Source organism: Paenibacillus sp. JT31N11 (assembly GCF_056269285.1).
Window position 1 is genome coordinate 302,536 of record NZ_JBWDNQ010000008.1, and the last position, 22,997, is coordinate 325,532.

At 51.5% G+C, this 22,997-nt stretch carries 21 protein-coding genes; 2 read left to right on the forward strand and 19 right to left on the reverse strand.

The annotated features are described in order from the left end of the window. Positions 1-27: 27 nt before the first annotated feature. From AC0YNV_RS25750 to metH, 6 genes are all read right to left on the reverse strand, one after another. The gene (locus AC0YNV_RS25750; protein WP_475770580.1) at positions 28-840 is read right to left on the reverse strand and encodes a TIGR01457 family HAD-type hydrolase; all 813 of its coding nucleotides are present in this window, start codon (positions 838-840) and stop codon (positions 28-30) included. Beyond that, on the reverse strand, positions 841-1,932 hold the full coding sequence (locus AC0YNV_RS25755) for a Gfo/Idh/MocA family protein (protein WP_475770581.1): 1,092 nt from the start codon (positions 1,930-1,932) through the stop codon (positions 841-843). It abuts the gene before it with no gap. Then, positions 1,929-3,419, reverse strand: coding sequence for a ribonuclease H-like domain-containing protein (locus AC0YNV_RS25760; RefSeq protein ID WP_475770582.1), 1,491 nt, complete (start codon positions 3,417-3,419; stop codon positions 1,929-1,931). The genes AC0YNV_RS25755 and AC0YNV_RS25760 overlap by 4 nt, the downstream gene beginning before the upstream one ends. Then, on the reverse strand, positions 3,416-5,701 hold the full coding sequence (locus AC0YNV_RS25765) for a DEAD/DEAH box helicase (RefSeq protein WP_475770583.1): 2,286 nt from the start codon (positions 5,699-5,701) through the stop codon (positions 3,416-3,418). The genes AC0YNV_RS25760 and AC0YNV_RS25765 overlap by 4 nt, the downstream gene beginning before the upstream one ends. Before the next feature lie 233 nt (positions 5,702-5,934). Further along, a complete protein-coding gene (gene rnz, locus AC0YNV_RS25770) occupies positions 5,935-6,882 on the reverse strand; it encodes a ribonuclease Z (protein ID WP_210040555.1) in 948 nt (315 codons plus the stop codon). A gap of 295 nt (positions 6,883-7,177) precedes the next feature. Further along, positions 7,178-10,618 carry a methionine synthase gene (gene metH / locus AC0YNV_RS25775; RefSeq protein ID WP_475770584.1) on the reverse strand — a complete coding sequence of 1,147 codons (3,441 nt, stop codon included), beginning with the start codon at positions 10,616-10,618 and terminating at the stop codon, positions 7,178-7,180. A 188-nt stretch (positions 10,619-10,806) separates the two neighbouring features. On the opposite strand from metH, the gene AC0YNV_RS25780 reads away from it, so the two are divergent. Continuing rightward, the gene (locus tag AC0YNV_RS25780; RefSeq protein ID WP_475770585.1) at positions 10,807-11,349 is read left to right on the forward strand and encodes a 1,2-dihydroxy-3-keto-5-methylthiopentene dioxygenase; all 543 of its coding nucleotides are present in this window, start codon (positions 10,807-10,809) and stop codon (positions 11,347-11,349) included. Positions 11,350-11,447: 98 nt separating this feature from the next. Here AC0YNV_RS25780 and AC0YNV_RS25785 read toward each other — a convergent pair whose 3' ends face one another. The 6 genes from AC0YNV_RS25785 to AC0YNV_RS25810 all read right to left on the reverse strand — a co-directional run bounded on the left by AC0YNV_RS25785 (position 11,448) and on the right by AC0YNV_RS25810 (position 15,051). After that, on the reverse strand, positions 11,448-12,233 hold the full coding sequence (locus AC0YNV_RS25785) for an HAD family hydrolase (RefSeq protein ID WP_475770586.1): 786 nt from the start codon (positions 12,231-12,233) through the stop codon (positions 11,448-11,450). Between the two features lie 24 nt (positions 12,234-12,257). Then, the gene (locus AC0YNV_RS25790) at positions 12,258-12,776 is read right to left on the reverse strand and encodes a hypothetical protein (protein WP_475770587.1); all 519 of its coding nucleotides are present in this window, start codon (positions 12,774-12,776) and stop codon (positions 12,258-12,260) included. A gap of 134 nt (positions 12,777-12,910) precedes the next feature. Further along, the gene (locus AC0YNV_RS25795; protein WP_475770588.1) at positions 12,911-13,261 is read right to left on the reverse strand and encodes a glyoxalase superfamily protein; all 351 of its coding nucleotides are present in this window, start codon (positions 13,259-13,261) and stop codon (positions 12,911-12,913) included. A gap of 56 nt (positions 13,262-13,317) precedes the next feature. Continuing rightward, complete coding sequence (locus tag AC0YNV_RS25800) at positions 13,318-14,304, reverse strand: aldo/keto reductase (protein ID WP_475770589.1); 987 nt, start codon at positions 14,302-14,304, stop codon at positions 13,318-13,320. Positions 14,305-14,360: 56 nt separating this feature from the next. Continuing rightward, positions 14,361-14,552: a DUF896 domain-containing protein gene (locus AC0YNV_RS25805; protein ID WP_475770590.1), complete on the reverse strand. Its 192-nt coding sequence runs from the start codon at positions 14,550-14,552 to the stop codon at positions 14,361-14,363. Between the two features lie 121 nt (positions 14,553-14,673). Further along, positions 14,674-15,051, reverse strand: a complete 378-nt coding sequence (locus tag AC0YNV_RS25810) for a LysM peptidoglycan-binding domain-containing protein (protein ID WP_475770591.1) — start codon at positions 15,049-15,051, stop codon at positions 14,674-14,676. Between the two features lie 189 nt (positions 15,052-15,240). On the opposite strand from AC0YNV_RS25810, the gene lexA reads away from it, so the two are divergent. Beyond that, positions 15,241-15,861, forward strand: coding sequence for a transcriptional repressor LexA (gene lexA / locus AC0YNV_RS25815; RefSeq protein WP_210040539.1), 621 nt, complete (start codon positions 15,241-15,243; stop codon positions 15,859-15,861). Between the two features lie 110 nt (positions 15,862-15,971). Here lexA and cdaS read toward each other — a convergent pair whose 3' ends face one another. The 7 genes from cdaS to AC0YNV_RS25850 form a co-directional block, all read right to left on the reverse strand. Then, the gene (cdaS, locus tag AC0YNV_RS25820; protein WP_475770592.1) at positions 15,972-16,601 is read right to left on the reverse strand and encodes a sporulation-specific diadenylate cyclase CdaS; all 630 of its coding nucleotides are present in this window, start codon (positions 16,599-16,601) and stop codon (positions 15,972-15,974) included. Between the two features lie 152 nt (positions 16,602-16,753). Next, positions 16,754-17,125 carry a hypothetical protein gene (locus AC0YNV_RS25825; protein ID WP_475770593.1) on the reverse strand — a complete coding sequence of 124 codons (372 nt, stop codon included), beginning with the start codon at positions 17,123-17,125 and terminating at the stop codon, positions 16,754-16,756. Between the two features lie 266 nt (positions 17,126-17,391). Then, positions 17,392-18,720, reverse strand: coding sequence for a type I glutamate--ammonia ligase (glnA, locus tag AC0YNV_RS25830; RefSeq protein ID WP_210040533.1), 1,329 nt, complete (start codon positions 18,718-18,720; stop codon positions 17,392-17,394). Positions 18,721-18,754: 34 nt separating this feature from the next. Next, positions 18,755-19,165: a MerR family transcriptional regulator gene (locus AC0YNV_RS25835; RefSeq protein ID WP_210040531.1), complete on the reverse strand. Its 411-nt coding sequence runs from the start codon at positions 19,163-19,165 to the stop codon at positions 18,755-18,757. Positions 19,166-19,226: 61 nt separating this feature from the next. Continuing rightward, complete coding sequence (locus AC0YNV_RS25840; protein ID WP_475770594.1) at positions 19,227-20,537, reverse strand: methionine gamma-lyase family protein; 1,311 nt, start codon at positions 20,535-20,537, stop codon at positions 19,227-19,229. 29 nt (positions 20,538-20,566) lie between these two features. Continuing rightward, positions 20,567-21,856: a GTPase HflX gene (hflX, locus tag AC0YNV_RS25845; RefSeq protein ID WP_210040526.1), complete on the reverse strand. Its 1,290-nt coding sequence runs from the start codon at positions 21,854-21,856 to the stop codon at positions 20,567-20,569. Positions 21,857-21,881: 25 nt separating this feature from the next. After that, the gene (locus AC0YNV_RS25850) at positions 21,882-22,868 is read right to left on the reverse strand and encodes an AAA family ATPase (protein WP_475770595.1); all 987 of its coding nucleotides are present in this window, start codon (positions 22,866-22,868) and stop codon (positions 21,882-21,884) included. Between the last annotated feature and the right edge of the window lie 129 nt (positions 22,869-22,997).

Here is a 22,997-nt window from a genome sequence, read left to right on the forward strand (position 1 = left end):
TTCTCTTCCTTTCTCATATGCGGTGCTTTAGGATTCTAGTTTGTCAGAAATGTAAGCCATTAGGGTATGTAAGTCTTCAATTACAGCGCCAGCTTCACAGCCGGCTGCTTGCAGAAGCGCAGCGTAATTCTCCTGAGTGGCAAGTCCTGTGAGTACCAGAATGGTCGGGCAGCCGGCAGCATGACCAGCCGCGATATCCGTTGCCGGGTTATCTCCAATCACCCAGGTCTCTTCGGCTGAAAGCGCCAATCGCTCCAACGCCACATTCATTAATACATCGGACGGCTTGCCGATAAGCACTGGCTCAATTCCTGTCGCAGTTCTCAGCATGGCTGCGATCGTGCCGGCACCCGGCAGCAGCTCGCCATCAGAAGGAAGCAGCACATCCGGATTAGTCAGAACGTAGCCGGCTCCACTCCGGATATGACGGACTGCCGCAGACAGTCGGGCATAAGTAAGCTTGCGGTCGATTCCCTGAACCACAAAATCCGGATTCTCCTCCACAACCTGCAGACCTGCCTCGGCAGCAGCCGACTGAAGACCCTCTTCTCCAAGCACAAATACACGCGCGCCCTGCCTCCGCTCCGCAATATAAGATGCAGCTGCCTGGGCAGATGTGCATACCTCGGAGGATTCTGCAGGAATTCCCATGCCGGTCAGACGGCTGGCAACCACATCAGGTGCTGCTGTTGAATTGTTGGTCACAAAAAGATAAGGAACCTGATTTTCACGAAGCATGCGAATGAAAGCATCAGCGCCTTCAATCATCTTCTGGCCATTATAGAGAGTTCCATCCAGATCAATCAGAAAACCCCGCATGGAGCTTACCGCGCCGGGCATTCAGGTCAACCCCTTATTCTCGGCAAGTACCCGATCTATCCAGTATTCCGCACGCACGCCATCCTCAATCGTCGGAGCCAGACCATTCCAGTTATCTTCTCCGGCATAACGCCGGATAAAGTGATGAAGCGCGGCAAAATGGGTATCAACAGAGATGCCCATGGTCGCTTTTTCATCCGGAAGCAGACTTAAGGAATCAGGTGCAGGCAAAGCGGAACGGCTGCCGCTGAGCAAATGAACGACGGGGACGGAATCGCGCTCCAGATCGCAGGTGATGGAGCCCTTCGTGCCGACGATCTGAATATCATAGGCATCGGATCCAAGAGCAATGCGCGATACCTCCGCCGTTCCGCTTACCCCCGAGGCTGTCGAATACGTCATCATGGCCCAGTCATCCACATCCACGGTCACAATTTCGCCGGTATCCGCGCTTGGACGCTTCTGGACATAAGTATTCGTTCGGCCGCTTACATCCGTAAGCTCGCCAAACCAGTGATGCAGCAGATCTATCACATGCACGCCAAGATCGCTGATGGCGCCGCCGCCGGACATCCCGCTCTGCAGACGCCAGCTTACAGGGCGCTCCGGATTCAGGTAGCCCGAGCGGCGGTAGGATATTTTGCATTGCAGCACATTGCCGATAATCTCCTCCGACAGCCAGTGTTTGATCCGCATGACGGCAGGATGATAACGAAACGTAAAGGCGAGCTGCTGCCTGAGAATCGGCTTCCCTTTCACTTCAGTGAGCAGAGCCCGGGACCGGCTGTAGGATTCTGTTACCGGTTTCTCGCAGTAGATGGATTTGCCGCCCTTGAGGGCAGTCAAAACATCGTCGTAATGGTTCGCATTAGGCGTACAAATATCAAAGATATCCACTCTATCGTCAGCCGCCGCTTCGGCAGAGGATGCAGTCACATGGCGGAACCCAATGGCTTGCGCCTGGGCAAGGTGGAGATCAGGACGTCTGGTTACCAGCGTATCGAGCACCGGTATCAGCGGCGGGTTCTTGATTATAGGCATCGCACGAAGTGCGGTCATATGCGTTTTTGCGATATTTCCAAAGCCAAGCATGGCAAATCGCAGTTCTTTCATCCGTAAAGCCTCCCTGTCTTATTCCTGAGCCGTTCAATACGTTTGCGGATATTGTCGATCTCGGCGCGGCGTTTCGCGTCCAACCGCAGTCCCGAATACCGGTGCTGAACCAGCGATAAAGCCTCTTCGGCCAGAAACAACGCTTCATCAAGCTGCCTGGTCTTATGCTCAAAGTACATGGCAAGCTCGATATGGGCATTCCAATCCGGCCAATCGGAGCGCCGAGCCCCTTGTACAGCCTTCTGCCACAATAACACAGCACGCGGCCAATTTCCACATTTCTTGTCACGCTCTGCCAGCATGCACAGACAGGATGCGGGAGTATGCGATTCCTCTGAAAGCCGGACATACAGCTCTTCGGCATGCTGCAAAGCTCCCATTTTCTCAAGCCATAAGCCCGTTCGGAGAATCTCCTCCGGCTCGGTTGGATGTACAACGTATGTTCCGATCCGCCCTTCCAGGAGATGGCCGAAGCGGATAGCAAGACAAGTCAGGGAAAGCATATCCGATTCATTATGAAGAAACACGCCAAGCAGAGGCTGCGGATCTGCATCAGCGAGGAATTGAAAATAAATGGCCGGGGCCAGGGAACCTGGAACATCGTCCGTCCTCTGTATGCCGAGCCGCTCTTCTTCGACATGGCTTAGCTTGCAGGATACCAGGGTGTTTCGCCAGATGCTTCTCGATGGATGAAGCAAGTCGATATGCACAGGCTCCCATTTGAAGTGCCGGTAACCGTTCAGGATAAATCTGTTCTGCAGAACAGGCCAGTCGAACGTCCGCCCGTTGTAGGTGACCAGATGGGTGAAGCGCGGCAGCAGCTCCTGCAAATAAGCCAGCATCGCCCGTTCTTCAGCAGGATGGCGAATCAGCATTTGTTCAACGACATAAGCTCCCGCTTCCATGTAACCGAGTCCGACCATAAAAGGCACATTTCCTGCTCCGACTCCAAGACCTGTTGTCTCCAGATCGAGAAACAGGAGCCTTTCCGGATCTACAAAGGACGGCTCTGCGCCGCCAAGCGGTATCGTCCCTGGCTTGCCGGCCTTCGCTGCAGCCCTTGATTCCCGCTTGACTTTCACACTGTCAGCCAGCCGTTCAAAAGCGCTCAGACCTGCAGCCGTGTCCTGCAGCTCCGATAAATGGTGTAAACCATGACGATGAGATAAGGGGTAACGGACCTTGCGGATCAGGAAGAAACCCTCTGATGACTCCTGAAGCACGACACCCATGTCATCCCAATCGCCCGAGAGCGAATCGGTATCGAGGGAATCGTCTTCAGACGCAGAAGACTGCTCGTCTAATTCTCCTTGATGGATGGTAGTCGAATCCGGCTGCGCCGTGTGTGCTGGTTCCCCTAATTCAGCCGCTATTTCCCGCTTATTTTCTTCAGATGAGACGGCGCCCGTTTCATCGCCGCCGGCAATCGAAGCTCCGGCTGCAGCGGTGCCTCTAAGCCGCATGATCCGATCCCGTAGTCCGCTCATGAGCGGACTCCCGTTTCTTCAATCAAATCCAGCGCCAGCGATTTGCCGAGCAAGCCGACCTCCTCGATCGGTCCGACGCAGGCTGGACAGCCGCTAATACAGGTACAGGAGCGGATAAGCGACTTGGCATGCTGGAGCAGTTCGTCATGAACCTCATACAATCGCTCGCTCAGCCCGATACCGCCGGGATAGCGGTCATAAAAATAGATGGTGGGCCTTTTGGTATGTACGGCCTTGACCTGCGGCACGACGCGAATATCGAGCGGGTCGCACATCAGATATAGCGGAGCCAAATGGACCAGCACATTGGCAAGGCCCAGCAGCGCCTGCTGCATGTCATTGCTGCTCTTGCGCGCAGCCGCTTCTTCACTGAAGGAGAACCAGTATCCGCTCGTATGAAGCTCCTCCTCTGGCAGATGGATCGGTCCTGAGCCGATGTTCTCATGGGTACGCAGACGGATTTTTTTGAATATGGTCGCTTTGGCGTTGATCGTAACCTCCCCGTACTGGCGCAGCAGCTCTCCGCTTTGGCGCTCTTTGTCAACATGGAGCACCTTCAGCTCCACCGCCATATTGGCGTCGGTATAATAGTCGACATCAATTTCGCGTACAAAAGCCTTCTTCTCCGGATAATCGAGCTTCTCTACCTGGTACTGGACACCCTCATGAATGTATATGGCTTCCTCATGAATAAGCGTAGGCGCACTGAAACGATCCACCTCGCCAAGCACGCGGCTGCCATTGGTCATATCGATAATGATAAAATTCTCCTGCGCCGCTGACCGGAGCGATATGCCATGTGCCGGGAACGACTGCTCCATCCAGTACCACCGGTCCTTCACCCGGTGCAGCACCTTCTCCTCCGTCAGAAATTCAAGCATATGCTCGAGCGGCTCTTCCCCGAATTTCTCGCCGGCTTCGAACGGCAGCTCATAGGCAGCGCATTTGACATGATCAATCAATATCAACAAATTATCGGGATGAATGAGTGCCCGCTCCGGCGGCCGGTTGAAGAAAAAATCCGGATTCTGAATCATATATTGATCCAACGGATTGCTGCTTGCCACGAGGAAGGTTACCGACGTGCCCTGCCGTCTGCCTGCGCGTCCGGATTGCTGCCAGGTACTGGCGATCGTCCCGGGATAGCCGTTCATGACACAGGCCTGCAGCTGCCCGATGTCGATGCCAAGCTCCAGCGCGTTGGTGCTGACAACGCCGCGGATCTCGCCGCTGCGCAGCCCGTGCTCGATCTCTCTCCTGAGCTTGGGCAAATAGCCTCCGCGATATCCTCTGATGGTCTTGGGGCCGAGCTCATCCTTTACGAGTTCCTGCAAATATGTCAGCAGAAGCTCGACTCTTACCCGGCTGCGCGCAAACACGATGGTCTGCACACCCTGACGCAGCAATGAGGCGGCCAGCTTGCGCGATTCCAGGACGCTGCTGCGGCGGATGCCAAGCTGTTTATTCACGATAGGCGGATTGTAGCAGATAAAATGCTTCTCCCCCATCGGCGCACCGTTGTTGTTAACCAGCCGCACACGCTCCCCGATCAGACGCTCGGCATGCTCACCAGGGTTATCGATCGTCGCCGAGGCGCAGATAAACTGCGGATTTGAGCCATAAAACCGGCATATCCGCTTCAAGCGCCGGATCACATTCGATACATGGCTCCCGAATACACCGCGGTAGGAATGCAGCTCATCAATTACAATATATTTGACATTTTCAAACAACTTCACCCATTTGGTATGATGTGGCAGTATGGCCGAATGAAGCATATCCGGATTCGTGACCACGATATGTCCGGCATTGCGAATGACCTGTCTGACAGTCGGCGGCGTATCGCCATCATAGGTGTGTGTCTTCAAATCCACATCCATCGCCGCTGCCAGCTCCTGAAGCTCAGCCACCTGATCCTGCGCCAAGGCCTTTGTTGGAAACAGGTACAGCGCTCTGCCGCTGTCATTCTCAAGCAGCGACTGCAGCACCGGCAGGTTATAGCATAAGGTCTTGCCGGATGCCGTCGGCGTGACCGTAACGACGTTCTGACCATCGCGCACCGCATGGTACGCCTCGGCCTGATGAACAAACAGCTGGCTGATCCCCCGCCCACCCAGCGCTTCCGCAAGCTTGGGATGAATATCCGCCGGCATGGCAGTCGACCGCGCTTCCTTGGGCGGTATGGTATGCCAATGCGTCACATTATCCATGATTTCCGGTTGCTGCGTGAGCAGCTGCAGCCATTCGTCCAAGCTTGAAGCCTTCCCCGTCCACCGGTTCATGTGGAGTTCCCCCTTTGTGTTTCTTAAATATGAATCTATGAAAATGTAAAATTACACAGACATTCCTTATTAGTATGATAAAGATTTAATCGGTCTTGGCAGAACGTAAATTCATGCCATCACTTATATTGTACAGAATGCATGTTCGGTCCGCAATCGCAAATGACAAAGAACCGCCCTATCCCCGAGCGGGTTGAAGGGCGGCTCTATGGAATGCCGGAACCAGGAAATTTTTATGCTAGCCGGCCATTCGTATCAGGTCTTGGCACAAGAATTTCCAGATAGTCGTAAGCGGCAGCGGAGGCTGGAAATATCGACTGCGCGTCGGCAATCAGCCCTTCGACAGCCTCGTCGTCGAAGCGGGAGCTGAAATGAGTCAGCACCAGCTTCCTGGCCCCTGCCCGGGAAGCGATCTGTGCGGCCTGAACCACTGTAGAGTGTCCATAAGCCGCAGCTTTCTCTTCCATTCCAGCTGCGAATGTGGCTTCATGCACGAGCAGGTCAGCTCCCTCTGCCAGATGTACCGCATTCTCGCAAGGCCTCGTGTCCCCAAGTATCGTGATGATTCTTCCAGGGAGGCTCGCGCCGACCACATCCGAGGAGCGGATCACTTCTCCGTTCTCAAGCGTAATATCCTCACCATTCTTGAGTCTTCCGTACAGGGGACCGGGAGGAACGCCCAATTGAGTCAATTTCGCGATATCCAGATGCCCCTGCTGTGCCAGCTCCGTTATACGGTAACCGTAAGAAGGGAGACGATGCTCCAGCTCTTCCGTTTCGACCGAGAACCTTTCATCCTCCGCTACCAGCCCTGCCTCAGCTATCTCAATGATGTCAAGCTCATATTCAAGATGAACACCGCTATGCTCGAAGACACTCTCCAGATATGCGCGCAGTCCGCTCGGCCCATAGATTTGCAACGGCCCCGCCCCATCAAAATAGGAGCGGCTGGTAAGAAGTCCGGGCAGCCCGTAGATATGATCTCCATGCAGATGGGTAATCAGAATACGCTCCAGTCGGTTGAGCTTGAGCTTGCTCCCAAGCAAACGGTGCTGGGTGCCTTCTCCGCAATCAATGAGCCAAAACCCGTTTGAAGGTTCAGGCAGCTTGAGCGCTATCGATGTGACATTGCGTGCCTTGGTCGGTCTTCCTGCGCTTGTTCCCAGAAATACGATCTGCATAGCTGCTTTCCTCCTAGTCCTCTGGCAAGAAGAAACTGCCCCCGTCCATTTCACGGCTCAAGCAAGTTCCTTCCCAATTGAACTTATAGAAAAATTTATTTGGTTCGTGAAGATATAAATCCTATAAGTTTAACAATACCCTTAGCAGGACCGGTATAATACCGTTCTGCCAAGGGTATTTCTTGGGAAGCCGGGGATACTGCTCTGACCAGCTGCGACTCATTCGCATTTCGCTTCGTAATGAGACTTTCGGCAGAGCAGTATCCATTCATATCCAGCCTTCATCCATTACGATTTACAGCTTTTCGACGTTAAAATACTGCGCTTCCGGATGGGCGAATACCATAGCGGAAACGGACGCCTCCGGCTCCATCATAAAGCCTTCCGTCAACTCGACCCCTATATCCTGCGGTTTCATCAGGTCGAATAGCGGCTCCTGGTCCTCCAGGTTCGGGCATGCCGGGTAGCCGAACGAAACACGAATCCCTTGATAACGCGCCCCATGGCGCTGCTTCATCGTGAAATCATGCGGATCCGGGAAGCCCCATGTATCGCGCATCATATGATGTACGCGCTCGGCAAGCCCTTCCGCCACTTCAAGCGCAACGGATTGGTAAGCATGGGAACGCAGATAATCGCCGTTGTCCTTGAGCTGACCGGCCAATTCGCGCACCCCTTCACCGGCGGTCACGACGAGAAAGCCGACATAATCCATAATACCGCTGTCCACCGATTTCAGGAAATCCGCCAGACAGAGAAACGGCGCCACCTGCTGGCGCGGGAACGAGAAGCGTTTGATTTCACGGCCAGGCTCCGCAGGGTCATAGATAATAATATCGTTGCCGGACGACTGTGCCGGGAAGAACCGGTACATGCCATGGGCATGAAGAGTCCCTTTTGCGGCGGCTTCCATCAGAATGGAATCGACCGTTTCCTTCAGCTGGACCGCTTTGCTGTTCTTCTCCGCCAGCAGCTGCTCTACACTGCCCTTGAGGCCCAAATGATGGCCCAGCAGCATCTGCATGTTCACATAAGGAACAATCTGCGGAATCGGGACATTACGCAGCACATGACGATCCAGATCCGGCGGAATGAAAACCGGTTTATCTGTCGACACGTTGGAGCGGGTTGCCCGCGTAAGCTCCGGCAGCGGCTTCTTGACTTCTTCCTCGACGCTTCCGGCTGCCTTGAATGCGGCGAGATCGTCCTCATAAGCCTGCCTGAATTCCGGATTCATCAATTTATTGGCGATGTCCAGACCATCCATGGCATCCTTCGCATACAGCACGAGTCCGTCATATTCCGGGCTGATCCGCGTTCTAGTGAACTTGCGGGTCAATGCCGCGCCTCCGACAAGGATCGGGGCATCAATACCGGCATTTCGCATATCCTGAGCGGTAATCACCATCTGCTGGGCGGATTTGACAAGCAGGCCGGATAATCCGATGGCATCCGCTTTTTCATTGCGGTAAGCTTCGATCAGCTTCTCCGGCGGCACCTTGATGCCGAGGTTTATGATTTTGTACCCATTATTGGACAAAATGATCTCAACCAGATTCTTCCCGATATCGTGGACGTCGCCTTTAACGGTAGCCAAAATGATCTTGCCCTTGACTGCCGTTTCATTCTTCTCCATATGCGGCTCCAGATGGGCAACCGAGGCTTTCATCACTTCGGCGCTTTGCAGCACCTCGGCCACGATGAGCTCATTGTTGTTGAACAGCCGCCCAACCTCTTCCATCCCTTTCATCAAAGGACCGTTGATCACTTCCAGCGGCGAATATTTGCTCAGTGCCTCATCCAGATCAGGAATCAGCCCTTCCTTCGTTCCCTCCACCACATACGAGCCCAGTCGCTCCTCAAGCGGCAAGCTTGACAATTTTTCTTTCTTTTCCACCTTCTTGTTGCGGAAAGCGGCCACGAATTCGGCTAATGTATCATCGTTCGTATTATAAATTAATTCCTCCGCCAATCGGCGCTCTTCTTCCGGAATGGACGCGTAGCGCTCCAGCTTTTCTGTGTTCACAATGGCGTAGTCCAGGCCCGCTTTGGTGGAATGATACAGATAAACAGAGTTGAGCACCTCGCGGCCCGCATCGGGAAGACCAAAGGAAATATTGCTCAAGCCCAGAATAGTCTTGGCTTTGGGGAATTTCTCCTTGATCATTTTGATCCCTTCAAGCGTCTCCACAGCGGAACCGATATACTGCGGATCACCGGAACCAACAGGGAACATATTCGGATCAAAAATAATATCCTCAGGGTTCATCCCGTATTTATTGACCAGCAGGTCGTAGGAGCGTGCCGCCACCTCCATCTTGGCTTCGCGGGATACGGCTTGTCCGCGCTCATCTATTAATATACAGACGACCGATGCGCCGTAACGGTGAATCAGCGGCAGGATTTTTTCAAACTTGGTTTCGCCGTCCTCCAGGTTAATGGAGTTAATGATCGCTTTACCCTGGGAATACTTGAGCCCAAGCTCGATAATATGATCATAGGTGGAGTCAAGCATAAGCGGAACCTTGACTTTCTTGACTACCTCCGGCAGGAACATGTTGACCGCGTAGGCCTCATCGATATCCGTATCCTGGAGATTGATATCAATGACATGCGCTCCGCCTTTCACCTGAGCCCGTGCAACCTCCGACGCTTCTTCAAACTTAGCTTCCTTGATCAGCCGTTTGAATTTGCGCGAGCCGGAAATGTTCGTCCGCTCGCCGATCATAATCGGTCGGTTGTCTTCTTCAACAAAGACCGTCTCAATGCCAGACAAGGCAGCAGGATGATTGCCCATCTGCTGGCGCGGCGTATAATTGGTAAGCGTCTCCGCCATCGCTTTGATGTGGGCAGGCGTGGTTCCACAGCAGCCGCCAGCGATATTAAGCCACCCCTGCTCGGCAAAAGCAGCGATCTTCCCTGCCAGCGAGGTTGGCGATTCGTGATACAGACCGTTCTCATCAGGCAGTCCCGCATTGGGGTAACAGCTTACCGCAGAGCGTGAGATCTCCGACAGCGAACGGATATGATCGCGCATAAACTCCGGACCTGTCGCGCAGTTCAGACCGATCGAAATCGGATTCAAATGCTCCAGAGATATATAGAAGGATTCAATATTTTGTCCAGCAAGCGTCGTCCCCATGGGCTCAATCGTCCCGGAAATCATAATCGGCAGCGTGATGCCTGTGGTTTCAAATGCCTTGCTGATGCCGATTGTTCCCGCCTTTACGTTCAATGTATCCTGTGAGGTTTCAAGCAGAAGAGCGTCTACTTTACCTTCAATAAGGGCTACCGCCTGCTCGTAATAAGTGTCCACCAGACCATCGAAAGTCACCCCGCCTGTGACAGAAAGCGTCTTCGTCGTTGGCCCCATGGCCCCGGCAACAAAACGAGGCCTTTCCGGCGTGGAAAACTTGTCGGCCGCTTGACGCGCTATGGCTGCAGCAGCGAGATTGATTTCCCGCGATTTCTCCGGAATATCATATTCGGCCAGAACCACTCCCGTTGCGCCGAAAGTATTCGTCTCCAGAATGTCGGCGCCTGCTTCCAGATAAGACTCATGTATGGAAAGGATTACATCCGGACGAGTCAGAACGAGCATTTCATTACAGCCGTCCAGCTCTTCGCCACCGAAATCCTCTGGACCCAGATCCTCCTGCTGAATCATCGTTCCCATTGCACCGTCGAGAATGAGAATGCGTTTTTGCAGCATTTGTTGTATAGTTGGTTTTGTCATCGATGCACTTCCCTTCCGCAACTGCAGACCTTCCCAAGCAATAGCAAAGCGAAGGCGCAGCGAAAAATCATTAACTTTTAGTTTATCAGATTCACAACCTGCTGAAAAGGTGTTGTCGACAGTCTTGGCGTTTTGTTTTATAATTAATCTTATCGGAATTAACATCTATAGGAAAGAGGGATTACAACATGGCTGAAATTCGTATCCGCAACACAGAAGAGCGTATTTCGGGCGAAGCAAACGTCCGTGAATTTTTGGAAAAACAAGAAGTCTTGTATGAACACTGGAATCCGGAGAAACTGCCTGCAGAGATACATCAGAAATTCATCCTGACGGATGAGGAGAAACAGCAGATTCTATCCACTTTCGATGCAGAAATCAACGACCTGGCTGCCCGCCGCGGCTACCGGACCTGGGACATTATCGCGCTCTCGGATGCGACACCCAACCTCGACGAACTGCTGAAGAAATTCGAGCAGGTTCACACCCATACGGAAGATGAAGTACGGGCTATCACGGCTGGGCGCGGCATCTTCATCATCAAGGGCAGCGACGATGTGGGCTATTTCGATGTTGAACTCGAAGCGGGAGACGTTATTTCCGTTCCCGAGCATAAACCGCATTTTTTCACCTTGATGGATAACCGCCAGATCGTTGCCGTGCGCCTCTTTATCGAGACCGAGGGCTGGATTGCTCATCCGTTCGCCGATGAATCCTTCCAGAAGGCTTAATGCCCTGACCATTCATAGTCATATAAATAGACCCGCTTCCTGTGATACACGCTTGAATGTGTATCACAGGAAAGCGGGTCTTTATGATTCCAATATCCTTATACAAGCAGAGGCAGCAGTTCCTCCAGATGTTTGATCTCATGTGAAGGGATAATGTCGTCGCTGCGTTTCACGCCATGGCGGTTGATCCAAACCGAGGTCATGCCAACCGTATTTGCACCGAGTATGTCCGTGGTCAGCTTGTCGCCCACCATGATTCCATCCGCCGGTTCGATCCCCAACGATTCAAGTGCATGCTGAAAAATCGGCGCAGCCGGCTTCCCCTGACCAAATTCTCCGGAAATGATGATATGATCAAAATAAGGCGCAAGCTCCGGTACGCCTGCCAGCTTCTCCCGCTGCAAATCAGGAGAGCCATTGGTGAGCAGCAGCAGCTTGTATTGGCCTTTGAGCTTATCCAGCACGCGGAAGGTTTCTTCATAGATCAGCGGGCGCTTGCGGCGCTCTGCGGGAAACATCTCCGCAAGCTCAGCTCCCAGCTGCTCATCAAGGATTCCCAGAGCCTTCAGCCCTCGAGTCCACGCTTCACGCCGGTAAGCGGGAGCCAGCTGCTGCAGCTTTCTGAACTCCTCCTGCTCGCCTTCAAGAAAATTCGCCCACAATCCCTCAAAGGGATTGATCCCGATCATTTTTGTAAAGGCATAGGTGTCATAGGATTCGTACAAAGCCCGGGCTTCGCGCCGGACAGCTTCCTCCAAATCCTGTAGATTGACGCCAGTCTTATCCGCCGCCGCCTGACAAGTAGCTGCGAAAGCTTCGCTTACACTCCGGTCATCCCATAACAGCGTATCATCCAAATCAAATAGTACCGCTTTTTTGCCCATGACGAATTTCCCCACTCCAGTTCTTTATTTCTCCGCAAACGGAATATTGTTGGCTGCTGCAAAGGTCCGGAGCCGTTCGGTCATTTCATCCGTCGGATAACGGTTAAATAATCGCGAGAATACCCAGCTTCCGCCTTTGGGCTGCTCGATAATAACAGAGCCCTTCTGTACGCTGATTCCTTTGATTGAGCTTAAGTAAAGCGTGCGGTCACCGGTAAAGCGCCGCGATCGAACATAGTCTTTTCCGATTGCCAAATAAGGACGCCTCAATATAAACAGCAGCGCCAGAAAGATATAACAGCCGATCGTGATCCAGAACATGTTTCCGGAATCCTTGTAAGTGCCCTGTGCAATGCTGATCGAGGCGTAGACTGCCGTGAAGACCAGAAGAAAGGCAGGCATTAGAAGACTGCGCCCTTTATATGTATCAATCGGACTGCTCGCTGTCTTGCTTGCCATCAGAGGCGCCATGCCCTGCTTCTTGCGCTGTTTGTTAAGTTGACTCTGGTTCTTCTGAACCTTTCGTTCCCAGGATCTTGACAATTACGTTCCTCCTAAAAGTTTTGCGAAGCAAAACTTGCATCGTAAGCAATTTCTTGAATTTTACACCCGTCTGCTGCGTGTATTTGTGCCATTCCTGTTCCATCCATTCGCCTGAATGAATGACATGCATCAAATTAAATATGAGCAAGAATGTTAACAAGTTGGCCGAACGGATCGCGGACATAGAAACGACGTACGCCCCAAGGCTCATCAGTCGGACCATACTCGATCGTAAATCCGGCTCTGTTCATGCGTTCGAATGCAGCATCGACATCATCGACCTCAATGGACAAATTAGGCGTAGGCGTGTTGGAACCCCCGTGCTCGGCGAAACTAATTTGAATGCCCATTTGCTCATCAGAACCATAGGTTCCAATCCATCCATGATCCATCAACAAATCGAGGCCGAGAACATCCTGGTAAAAGCTTTTGGCAGCTGCAATATTCCGGGTATCTATATTGGCGACAATTCGTTTAACCTTCATTGCGCCCCCCAATCACAAGACTTTGTGCAAAACATTCTCATTCTCTTGAAAAAGAATTAAAAAGGCCGGGCGAATTTGGCGATGAAACGATTCGGATACTCGGAAGGAAGCGAGCTAACTTCATCCAGCCGATTCCATATTTCACTTGGCATCGTCCAGCCCACAGTCCCCATATTTTCCGAGAACTGTTCCAATGTGCTGGCTCCGAATATCGGCGATGTGATACCTTTTCTTTGCAGCAGCCAGGCGAGAGCGATTTGTGCAGGTGTCTTGTTCAGTTCATGAGCGGCTGCCTGGACGGCATCCAGGATGGCAAAGTTACGTTCCGTTGCGCGCAGACCCCATGAACTTTCTCCAACCTTTGACGTCAATCTTCCCGATGTGGGCTCTTCCCTGGAATAACGTCCCGTCAGAAATCCTCCACCAAGCGGAGCCCAGGGAATAACGCCGACGTTCTCCTCCAGACAAAGCGACATCATTTCCCGATCCATCTCACGGCTGACCAGACTATACTGCGGTTGAATGGAAATAAACCGGACATAGCGGTTGGCATCGCTAACAGCAAGGGATTTCATCAGCTGCCAGGCAAAAAAATTGGAGCATCCGATATAACGGACCTTGCCCGAAGTGACCAGATCGTCGAGAGCGCGAAGTGTCTCATCTATAGGAGTCAGATGATCCCATACATGAACCTGATACAAATCGATATAGTCAGTCTGCAGACGCTGCAGGCTTTCTTCGACGCTTTGCATAATATGCTTGCGCGAGACGCCCGCCCCGTTGGGATGGTCAGCGGTATTCATCCGCACTTTCGTTGCCAGCACAACCTCTGAGCGAAAATCCTTGATCGCTTCGCCTACGATCTCCTCCGATCGGCCGGAAACATAGACATTCGCCGTATCCAGAAAATTGCCGCCCTGCTCCATAAACTGATGGATCATGCGAATGGAATCGCCTTGACTTGTTGTATTTCCAAAACTCATCGTCCCTAAACAAAGCTCCGAAACGGCAAGTCCACTGCGTCCAAGCAGCTTGATTTGCATCGTTATAACCCCACCCTGCTTATTATTTGGTGAAACCTGGCTTGCCGCAAGCAGTTTTAATGCTTGCCGCCGCTTTCTTCCTCATCTTCCACAAATTTAATCGTTTCGATTTGGTTCTTGAAATTTTGCTTGAAGTTCTCCAGATATTTCTGACGCAGAGCATCGCGCTCGATTGTTTCCTCCGGAGTTAATCCGACAGCTTTATTTTTTCGTGACAACTCATTAATCCTTGCAATAAGCTCTTCCAAACCGATACGCTCCTCTCATGATGCTGTAAACATTCACCCTTTACTTTGACATTTTTAATCCTCTATTGTCAAGAAAATACGACCTTTGTCCTGTAGATGGAAATAAAAAAAGCGGACTGCATCAGTCCGCTGGTATAATCAATGTTTGTCCGGCCATAAGTGTGCTGGAAGTCAGGTTGTTCCGTTCCTTCAAGTCATAAATGATTCGCCGGATATCTTCGCCTTCCTTACGCAAGTCCCCTGCTATTTCCCAAAGTGTCTGGCCCTCACTGATCGAGATGACTTTCTCGCCCGCAGCGGGCTCCGCAGGATGCTCGCTCGTTGCACTTCCATGCATTATAGAAAAACCAACGAATAAGAGGGAGAAAAACAATATTGCCGCTATCATCCGCATCACCAGCTTCTTTGGCCTGCTTTTATCTGATGCAGATTTCACGTAACCTTTATCAGCTTTATTCTCTGAATTCATAGAAGAGTAAGAAGATATTGTTATCATCATTTCTCAGCACCCCAAACGTTTGTTCTGTTTTCGATAAACCGATATTAACACGAACACCCGTTTGTAGTCAACTGTTTTCGGAACATTTGTTCCCCATAAAATACGAACTCTTGTTTCTCGAACTTATGTTTGTACGAACTCCGGTTCTGTGTTATAATTTGACACAAATGAACCTTTGGAGTGATTCTGGTGTCGAAACTATCGAACCGCCAACAGGCGATTCTGGAATTCATCAAGACGGAGGTGCGGGAGAAGGGATATCCCCCATCCGTCCGGGAAATCGGTGAAGCTGTAGGACTTGCTTCAAGTTCAACCGTTCACGGACATTTGGACCGTCTGGAGAAGAAAGGCTTAATCCGCCGTGACCCGACGAAACCGAGAGCGATTGAGATATTGGATCAAGCGGACAATGAGATTCCTTTTCCAATCGCAATCACCAAAGTTCCCATTGTGGGCAAGGTTACTGCAGGGGTGCCAATTACAGCTACCGAGAACATTGAGGATTACTATCCTCTCCCTTCAAGCAAAGTCGGCGATCATAATGTCTTCATACTTAACGTAATGGGAGAGAGCATGATTGACGCAGGCATTCAGGACGGCGATTATGTCATTGTGCGGCAGCAGCAATCCGCTATCAACGGCGACATCGTGGTTGCGATGACGGAAGATGACGAAGCGACGGTGAAAACCTTTTATCGTGAACGCGATCATATCCGGCTGCAGCCGGAGAATCCGACAATGGAGCCGATACGGCTTCGCAATGTAACGATTTTAGGTAAAGTTATCGGACTTTTCCGCGATATTCACTAAGCGAGTTCTCATGAAGCAGAGACTGGCGTTGCCTTTAGGGCTTCGCCAGTCTCTTTTTGTTTTACATATTGGCTAGCTTCAGGTTTACCTCAAAGTACTCAAAAATACATTTAGACCGTCGTTGGCATGACCATTGTCTTTATTGGATGGAGTTTTCCCTTATAGACAAAGGACGCATCCCCGCTTTCTTCCGATACAACCAGTACAAGCGCATCTGTTATTTCGGTCAGTCCGATCGCTGCGCGATGCCGCATTCCAAATTTCTTGTCCACATCCGATGCATTGGATACAGGCAGGACATTAGCGGCGGAAATAATTTGATCGGACTTGATGAGAACAGCCCCGTCATGCAGCGGATTTCCCGGATAAAAGATCGCCTCCAGCAGGGAATAGCTCAATTTGGCCACAAGCGCAACCCCGGAATGGATGATGGCATCCAGGTTATCATTTCTCTCGATAACAATCAAAGCCCCGTGCCGGCGCTCCATAAGGTTCTGAATGCATATGGAAAGATCCAAATAGTTGGATGTAAATGAGGATAGATAACATTGCAGATAGAATGAAGCGGCCAGGGATTCAACTTCTTTAAAAGTTCTGCCAATATTATCAAAGTCACTCAGAAGACAGTGATTTTCAGCATCAATTTGATCCAAAATACGCTGTGATTCATTGACAATAAGGTGGATATGCTGTTTCAGCCGTTCTTTTAAAGGAGTCTCATCGCAATTGCCCTGCCCCATTTCATACACCCCGCACACTTTAATTTTTTACCGCCCAAACCCGTCCATGGTACTTTAGTATTGACGAGAAGCTTCAATTTAATTATGACATTCAACGAACAAATACCCGCCAGCCGAAGCTCGCGGGGAATGAATACCAGTCAAGGAGCAAGCTATAACGCACCGCTGCTTTGGACTATTTTCAACGCTTTGTCATAATCCTTCTCCTCAATGACAACAGTCAATAAAATATCATACCCCGTCACTCTGTTCTCCGGTCCTCCAGAACTGTAACCGCTCGCGCTGACACTTGCTGCAGCCAGAATGCCTGCATCCGGCTCTCCAACATCCTTTCCAAGAGTCAAATAGCCAAGTCCCGGAATACTGCTGGTAACCGGGTTTCCAGAGCGGTTAATCCCATCTCCGGGATATCCATCGATCCGTTCAATCGAACCATCTGCAATCGAAAGAGCCTGAAGCTGCTTCAAAGCTTTTTCCGCTTGCTCCGGACTCTTGAAATAGGCAAGGATGCTTTTTTCTGCCACATTGATAACTCCTTTTCGTCCTGCTGAAATTGTTCATATTCTCATGCTGAAGGCACTTCTTTGAGTTATTAGTCTTAACCAGACAAGCGGCATATTATTACGCCTCGTTCCAAGGAAAGGTGAACAGGATTTGTTCGAGTATTAAACGATCAAGAGGCATTTTGGGGGCACTATGGGGGATGCTATCCTGAGTGAGCTGTCATTTATCTATATACCCCCAAAGAAAAAAATCCCTCAACGCTAATAGCGCCAAGGGATTTCCGGTTTTAGTACAGAGTCAAATATTGATCGCGTTCCCACTGATGAACCTGTGTGCGGTACATGTCCCACTCAATTTCTTTCAGTTCAAAGAAATGAGCAAGTGCATGATCGCCAAGCGCGTCACAGATAATGTCATCGCGCAGCATTTCATCGAGCGCTTCCTTGAGACTCTCAGGCAAGCTTTGAATACCTTCGTCGATACGCTCTTCCTCCGTCATAATATAGACATTACGATCGGTTGGAGCCGGCAGCGGAAGTTTGCTTTTGATACCATCCAGACCGGCTCTGAGCATAACCGCCAGCGCCAGATAAGGGTTGGCAGCGGGATCCGGATTTCTCACTTCAATACGGGTGCTGAGGCCGCGCGACGCCGGAATACGAATCATCGGACTGCGGTTGCTTGCGGACCAAGCTACATAATTTGGCGCCTCGTAACCTGGAACCAGCCGTTTGTAGGAATTGACAGTCGGGTTCGTGATAGCTGCGAATGCGCGGGCATGACGGAGAACACCAGCCATGTAATAACGCGCATCCTGACTTAACCCGACTCTGTCGTTCTCGTCGTAGAACGCATTTTCCTTGCCTTTGAACAGGGATTGGTGGCAGTGCATTCCCGAACCATTTACGCCAAACAGCGGTTTAGGCATAAAGGAAGCATGCAATCCATGCTGACGGGCGATGGTCTTAACAACGAGTTTGAACGTTTGGATCTGGTCAGCCGCTTTAATGGCATTAGCATATTTGAAATCAATCTCATGCTGCCCCGGTGCGACTTCGTGATGGGAAGCTTCAATTTCAAAGCCCATTTCTTCAAGCGTAAGTACGATCTCGCGGCGGCAGTTCTCGCCCAGATCCATCGGCGCAAGGTCGAAATATCCGCCCTGGTCGTTTAATTCGGTGGTGGGTTCACCTTTGTCGTCGGTTTTGAACAGGAAGAACTCCGGCTCTGGCCCAACGTTCATTGCGGAATAGCCCAATTCTGCAGCCTCTTTCAGCGCCCGTTTCAGGATGCCGCGGGGATCTCCGGCGAAAGGTGTTCCGTCAGGCATATAAATGTCGCAGATTAATCGGGCAATCCGATCTTCAGCAACCCAGGGAAAAATCACCCAAGTATCCAGATCGGGGTATAAGTACATATCGGATTCCTCAATACGGACATAACCTTCAATGGAGGAACCGTCAAACATCATTTTATTATCAAGGGCTTTTTCCAGTTGGCTTACAGGAATTTCCACGTTCTTGATCGTTCCCAGAAGATCGGTAAATTGCAGTCGGATAAATCGAACATTCTCTTCTTTGGTCGCACGCAGGATGTCCTCTCTGGTGTAGCTCACTCAATCATCTCCTCTTCGAATAGTAGTGCGTATTTTACTTTTTGTTATAGAATCGAGACAGTTGGCCTTGAATCATGGAGGCTTTGCCCGGTCTCTTCTCCAGCAGCTGCTGCTTCAGCAGACGATGCAGCTGTGCGTCTGACAATTCACGACGCTTCACCTCAGATTGCTCACTCAGGACGGTCGCTTCCTCCGATTCCTTGGAAACGGGATTCATGACCTGCTTGATACCGGCAATATTGACGCCCTTCTCAATGAGTGATTTGATTTCCAGCAGCCTTTCCACATCATTGAACGAAAATAACCGCTGGTTGCCCCCCGTACGTGCGGGAATAATCAGCTCATGCTGCTCGTAATAACGAATTTGCCGAGCAGTCAGATCGGTTAGTTTCATGACGATTCCGATTGGAAAAAGCGCCATATTTCTACGTATATCGTCAGCCATGTCACATCAACCTTCCAGTATCCGAGATATGCCCCTATTGTACCCCTCTCCCAAAAATCTGTCAAGATGTGTGAGGTTTAATTACAATTAACTCTCGTTCTGCAAGAGTCGACAAGGCCTTCAGAACACCGTATTTGACATGGGCATATGTAAGCCCGCCCTGCATATAAGCAATGAATGGCTCACGAATCGGAGCATCTGCCGACAGCTCCAAGCTCCCCCCCTGCATGAACGTTCCCGCTGCCATAATGACGGGATATTCGTAGCCCGGCATGTCCCATGGCTCGGGAACTACATGGGAATCTACCGCAGCAGCGCGCTGAATCCCCTGGACGAATGCGATGAGCTGTTCCGTATTTGTAAAACGCACCGCCTGAATGAGATCAGTACGTCTGGCGTCCCACGATGGATGGGTCTCAAAGCCGATACGCTCGAACATGGCAGCCGCAAACGCGCTGCCTCTCAATGCTTGTCCAACCAGATGCGGCGCCAGAAACAATCCCTGGAACATGGCGCGCAGCGTACCGAGCGTAGCGCCGACTTCCCCGCCGATTCCCGGCGCTGTCAACCGGTAAGCCGTTTTGTCGACCGCATCCTTCGTTCCGGCCACATAACCGCCTGTAGGAGCCAATCCGCCTCCCGGATTCTTGATCAGCGAGCCTGCAAGCAAATCCACTCCAACTTCCGTCGGCTCCAGTTCTTCCGTAAATTCTCCATAGCAGTTATCGACAAAGACAAGAAGCTCCGGCTTAATTGCCTTTACCCGTTTCACCATCTCGGCTATTTCAGCCACCGTGAAGGAGGAACGCCATTCGTATCCGCGGGAGCGTTGAATCCCGATTACTTTGGTTTTCCCGGAAATGCTAGCGGTGACCCGGTCCCAATCAATGGAGCCATCTGCGGTCAAATCCACCTCCGCATACCGAATACCAAAATCCTGAAGAGAACCCGTCCCGTCATCCGGTTTGCCGATCACCTTATGCAGCGTGTCATACGGTCTTCCCGTTATGTACAGCAGCTCGTCACCCGGCCGCAGAAGCCCGAACAAGGCGCAGCTGATCGTATGCGTGCCTGAGACAAAATGCGGACGCACCAGCGCCGCCTCTGCCCCGAAAACATCGGCATACACCAGATCAAGCACTTCACGTCCGTGGTCATTATAGCCATACCCTGTAGATCCATTGAAATGAAAGTCGCTGACGCGGTGTTTTTGAAAGGCCTTAATGACCTTCCATTGATTCCGCTCGGCAATTTTGTCCATCCTGCGAAACACGGGAGCAGCTTGGTCCTCGGCGGCATCCGCCCACTGCTCAAGTGTTCTCCAGTCCTTATTCTCCTGCTCAACCAATTGTTTTGTCGCTCCCCTGATCATATCCGTGCTGTCAGGCTCTTGAAGAACCTCTACTGTTCGGAATAGGCTTCCAGCTTGTACCCATGCACTTCATAATCCTGTTTATTTAATTCAACAGTCAGTCTGAGCAAATCGCCGTCCACTTCCTGCTTCGTAACTTCTCCGGTCCGGTAAGCTAAAGCGATCAGATCGCCGCGTTCCGCCGGAAGCACAAATGTCCGCGTGTCTCCCGTCATATTCTCCTGGATGGCTTCTCGCAAACGAAGCAGATCATCGGCAGAGAATGCGCTGATTTCCAGAGCATCCAGCCCCTTGGTGGGCAGCATCCCCAATTCATCGCGGTTGTATTTGTCAATTTTGTTGAAAATCGTCAGCTGCGGCTTTCCTGCTGCACCCAGGTCCGTAAGGATCTTGTCCACCACAGCCATCTGTTCGTCCCGCATGGGGGATGAGCTGTCGACGACATGCAGCACAAGATCCGCCTCGAGCACCTCTTCAAGCGTGGCCCGGAAGGCCGCGATCAGGTCATGGGGCAGATTCTGAATAAAGCCGACAGTGTCGGTCAGCACTACTTCTTTGCCGCTTGGCAGCTCCAAGCTGCGCGAGGTCGGATCAAGCGTGGCAAACAACTGATCCTCCACATACACATCCGCCTTGGTCAATTCGCGAAGCAGCGTGGACTTTCCCGCATTGGTGTAGCCCACCAAGGCAACCTGCTGGACACCTGACTTGCGGCGGCGTTCCCGGTGCAGGTTGCGATGACGGACAAGCTCATCCAGCACAGACTTCAAATCGTTGATTCGATCGCGTATATGCCGGCGGTCCGTTTCCAGCTTTGTTTCACCGGGACCTCTCGTGCCAATCCCCCCGCCCAGACGCGACAGATTCTTGCCTTGCCCGGACAAACGCGGCAGCAAATAGCTTAGCTGAGCAAGCTCCACCTGGATAATTCCCTCGCGGGTTTTGGCGCGCTGGGCGAAGATATCCAGAATCAGCTGAGTACGGTCAATGATTTTCAGATCAAGCGCCGCTTCCAGGTTTCTCACCTGCGCCCCGGACAGCTCCTGGTCAAAAATCACTGTAGTCGCGCCAAGCTCCTCTGCTACAGCCCTGAGCTCCTCCACTTTCCCTTTGCCGATAAACCACTTCGGGTCTCTTGTTTCCTTGTTCTGCGTCATGGTGGAGAGCACGTCACTTCCAGCCGTCTCCGCCAGGCTCACAAGCTCCTGAAGGGACAGCTCGGGATCGGCGTCCCCTCTCTTTACCTCGGAAGTAACCAGACTGACAAGTATGACGCGGTCGCGCAGCTCATTGTCTGTATCATATGTTGTTTGTCTCATATCAAGCGCCTACCCTTTCCGGCCTTTATTTCTGTTCCCATTTCAAGTCCTCGGGCCTGATAGCCATTAATTCCATTTTACTTGGAGAACCGCTCTGATACTGATTCAACAATCTCACCGCTTGATAACGAAAAGCCTTCTCGATCGAATTGCGGACATAACGGGCATTGCTGAACGAATACAGGGAAGCCGTCTTCTCCTGCATAAGATGCTGCCGAAGCTTGAAGAGCGATTGTGGCATTAAGGTATAGTCCCGCTGGGCGGCCATCAGCTCAGCGATTTGGATCAGCTGATCGATGGAATAATCGGGAAAATCAATTTGGATCGGAAAACGTGACGGCAGGCCTGGATTGGTCATCAGAAAATCCTCAATTTCCAGAGGGTAACCGGCCAGAATCAGCACAAACTGATTGCGGTGATCCTCCATGGCTTTGACAAGTGTATCGATGGCTTCCTTGCCAAAATCCTTTTCTCCGCCCCGGGCCAGACTGTACGCCTCGTCTACAAAAAGCACGCCGCCCAGAGCCTTCCGCACGAGATCACGCGTTTTTTGTGCCGTGTGGCCAATATATTCGCCAACCAGATCAGCCCGCTCCACTTCAATCAAATGTCCTTTTGTAAGAACGCCCATTTTGTTCATTAGTTTGGCTATGATGCGGGCAATGGTCGTTTTTCCCGTTCCGGGATTGCCTTTGAATATCATATGATAAACATGCGATCCCCCGGACAAGCCTACATCGGAGCGCATTCTGCTGATTTGAAGCAGCGCAAAAATTTCATAAACCAGCAGCTTGACATTCTCAAGTCCCACCATAGGATCGAGCTCGCGTTGAATCTCGGCGTACGGGTCGTTGGCAGGAATAGCTTTAAGGGCAGATGCGGCAGGTTCCGTCTCCAGCGTCTGGGCGGAGCTTGCAGCCGCATTAGGCTCCTGGCCGCGCAGCACGACATTGATTTGTCTTGAGGGCCTGGAAGTACCGGACTGCCCTGAAGATACGACACGTTCGTTCATCTATACGATCACCCATCCTTCGCATCCACATAATCGGTCATCATGCGTGCGAGAGGATACAAGGACCGCTTAAAGCTCGCATGCGCCGCTTGATCCATTGTATTCTAGCGAAACCAGCCATATTAACAG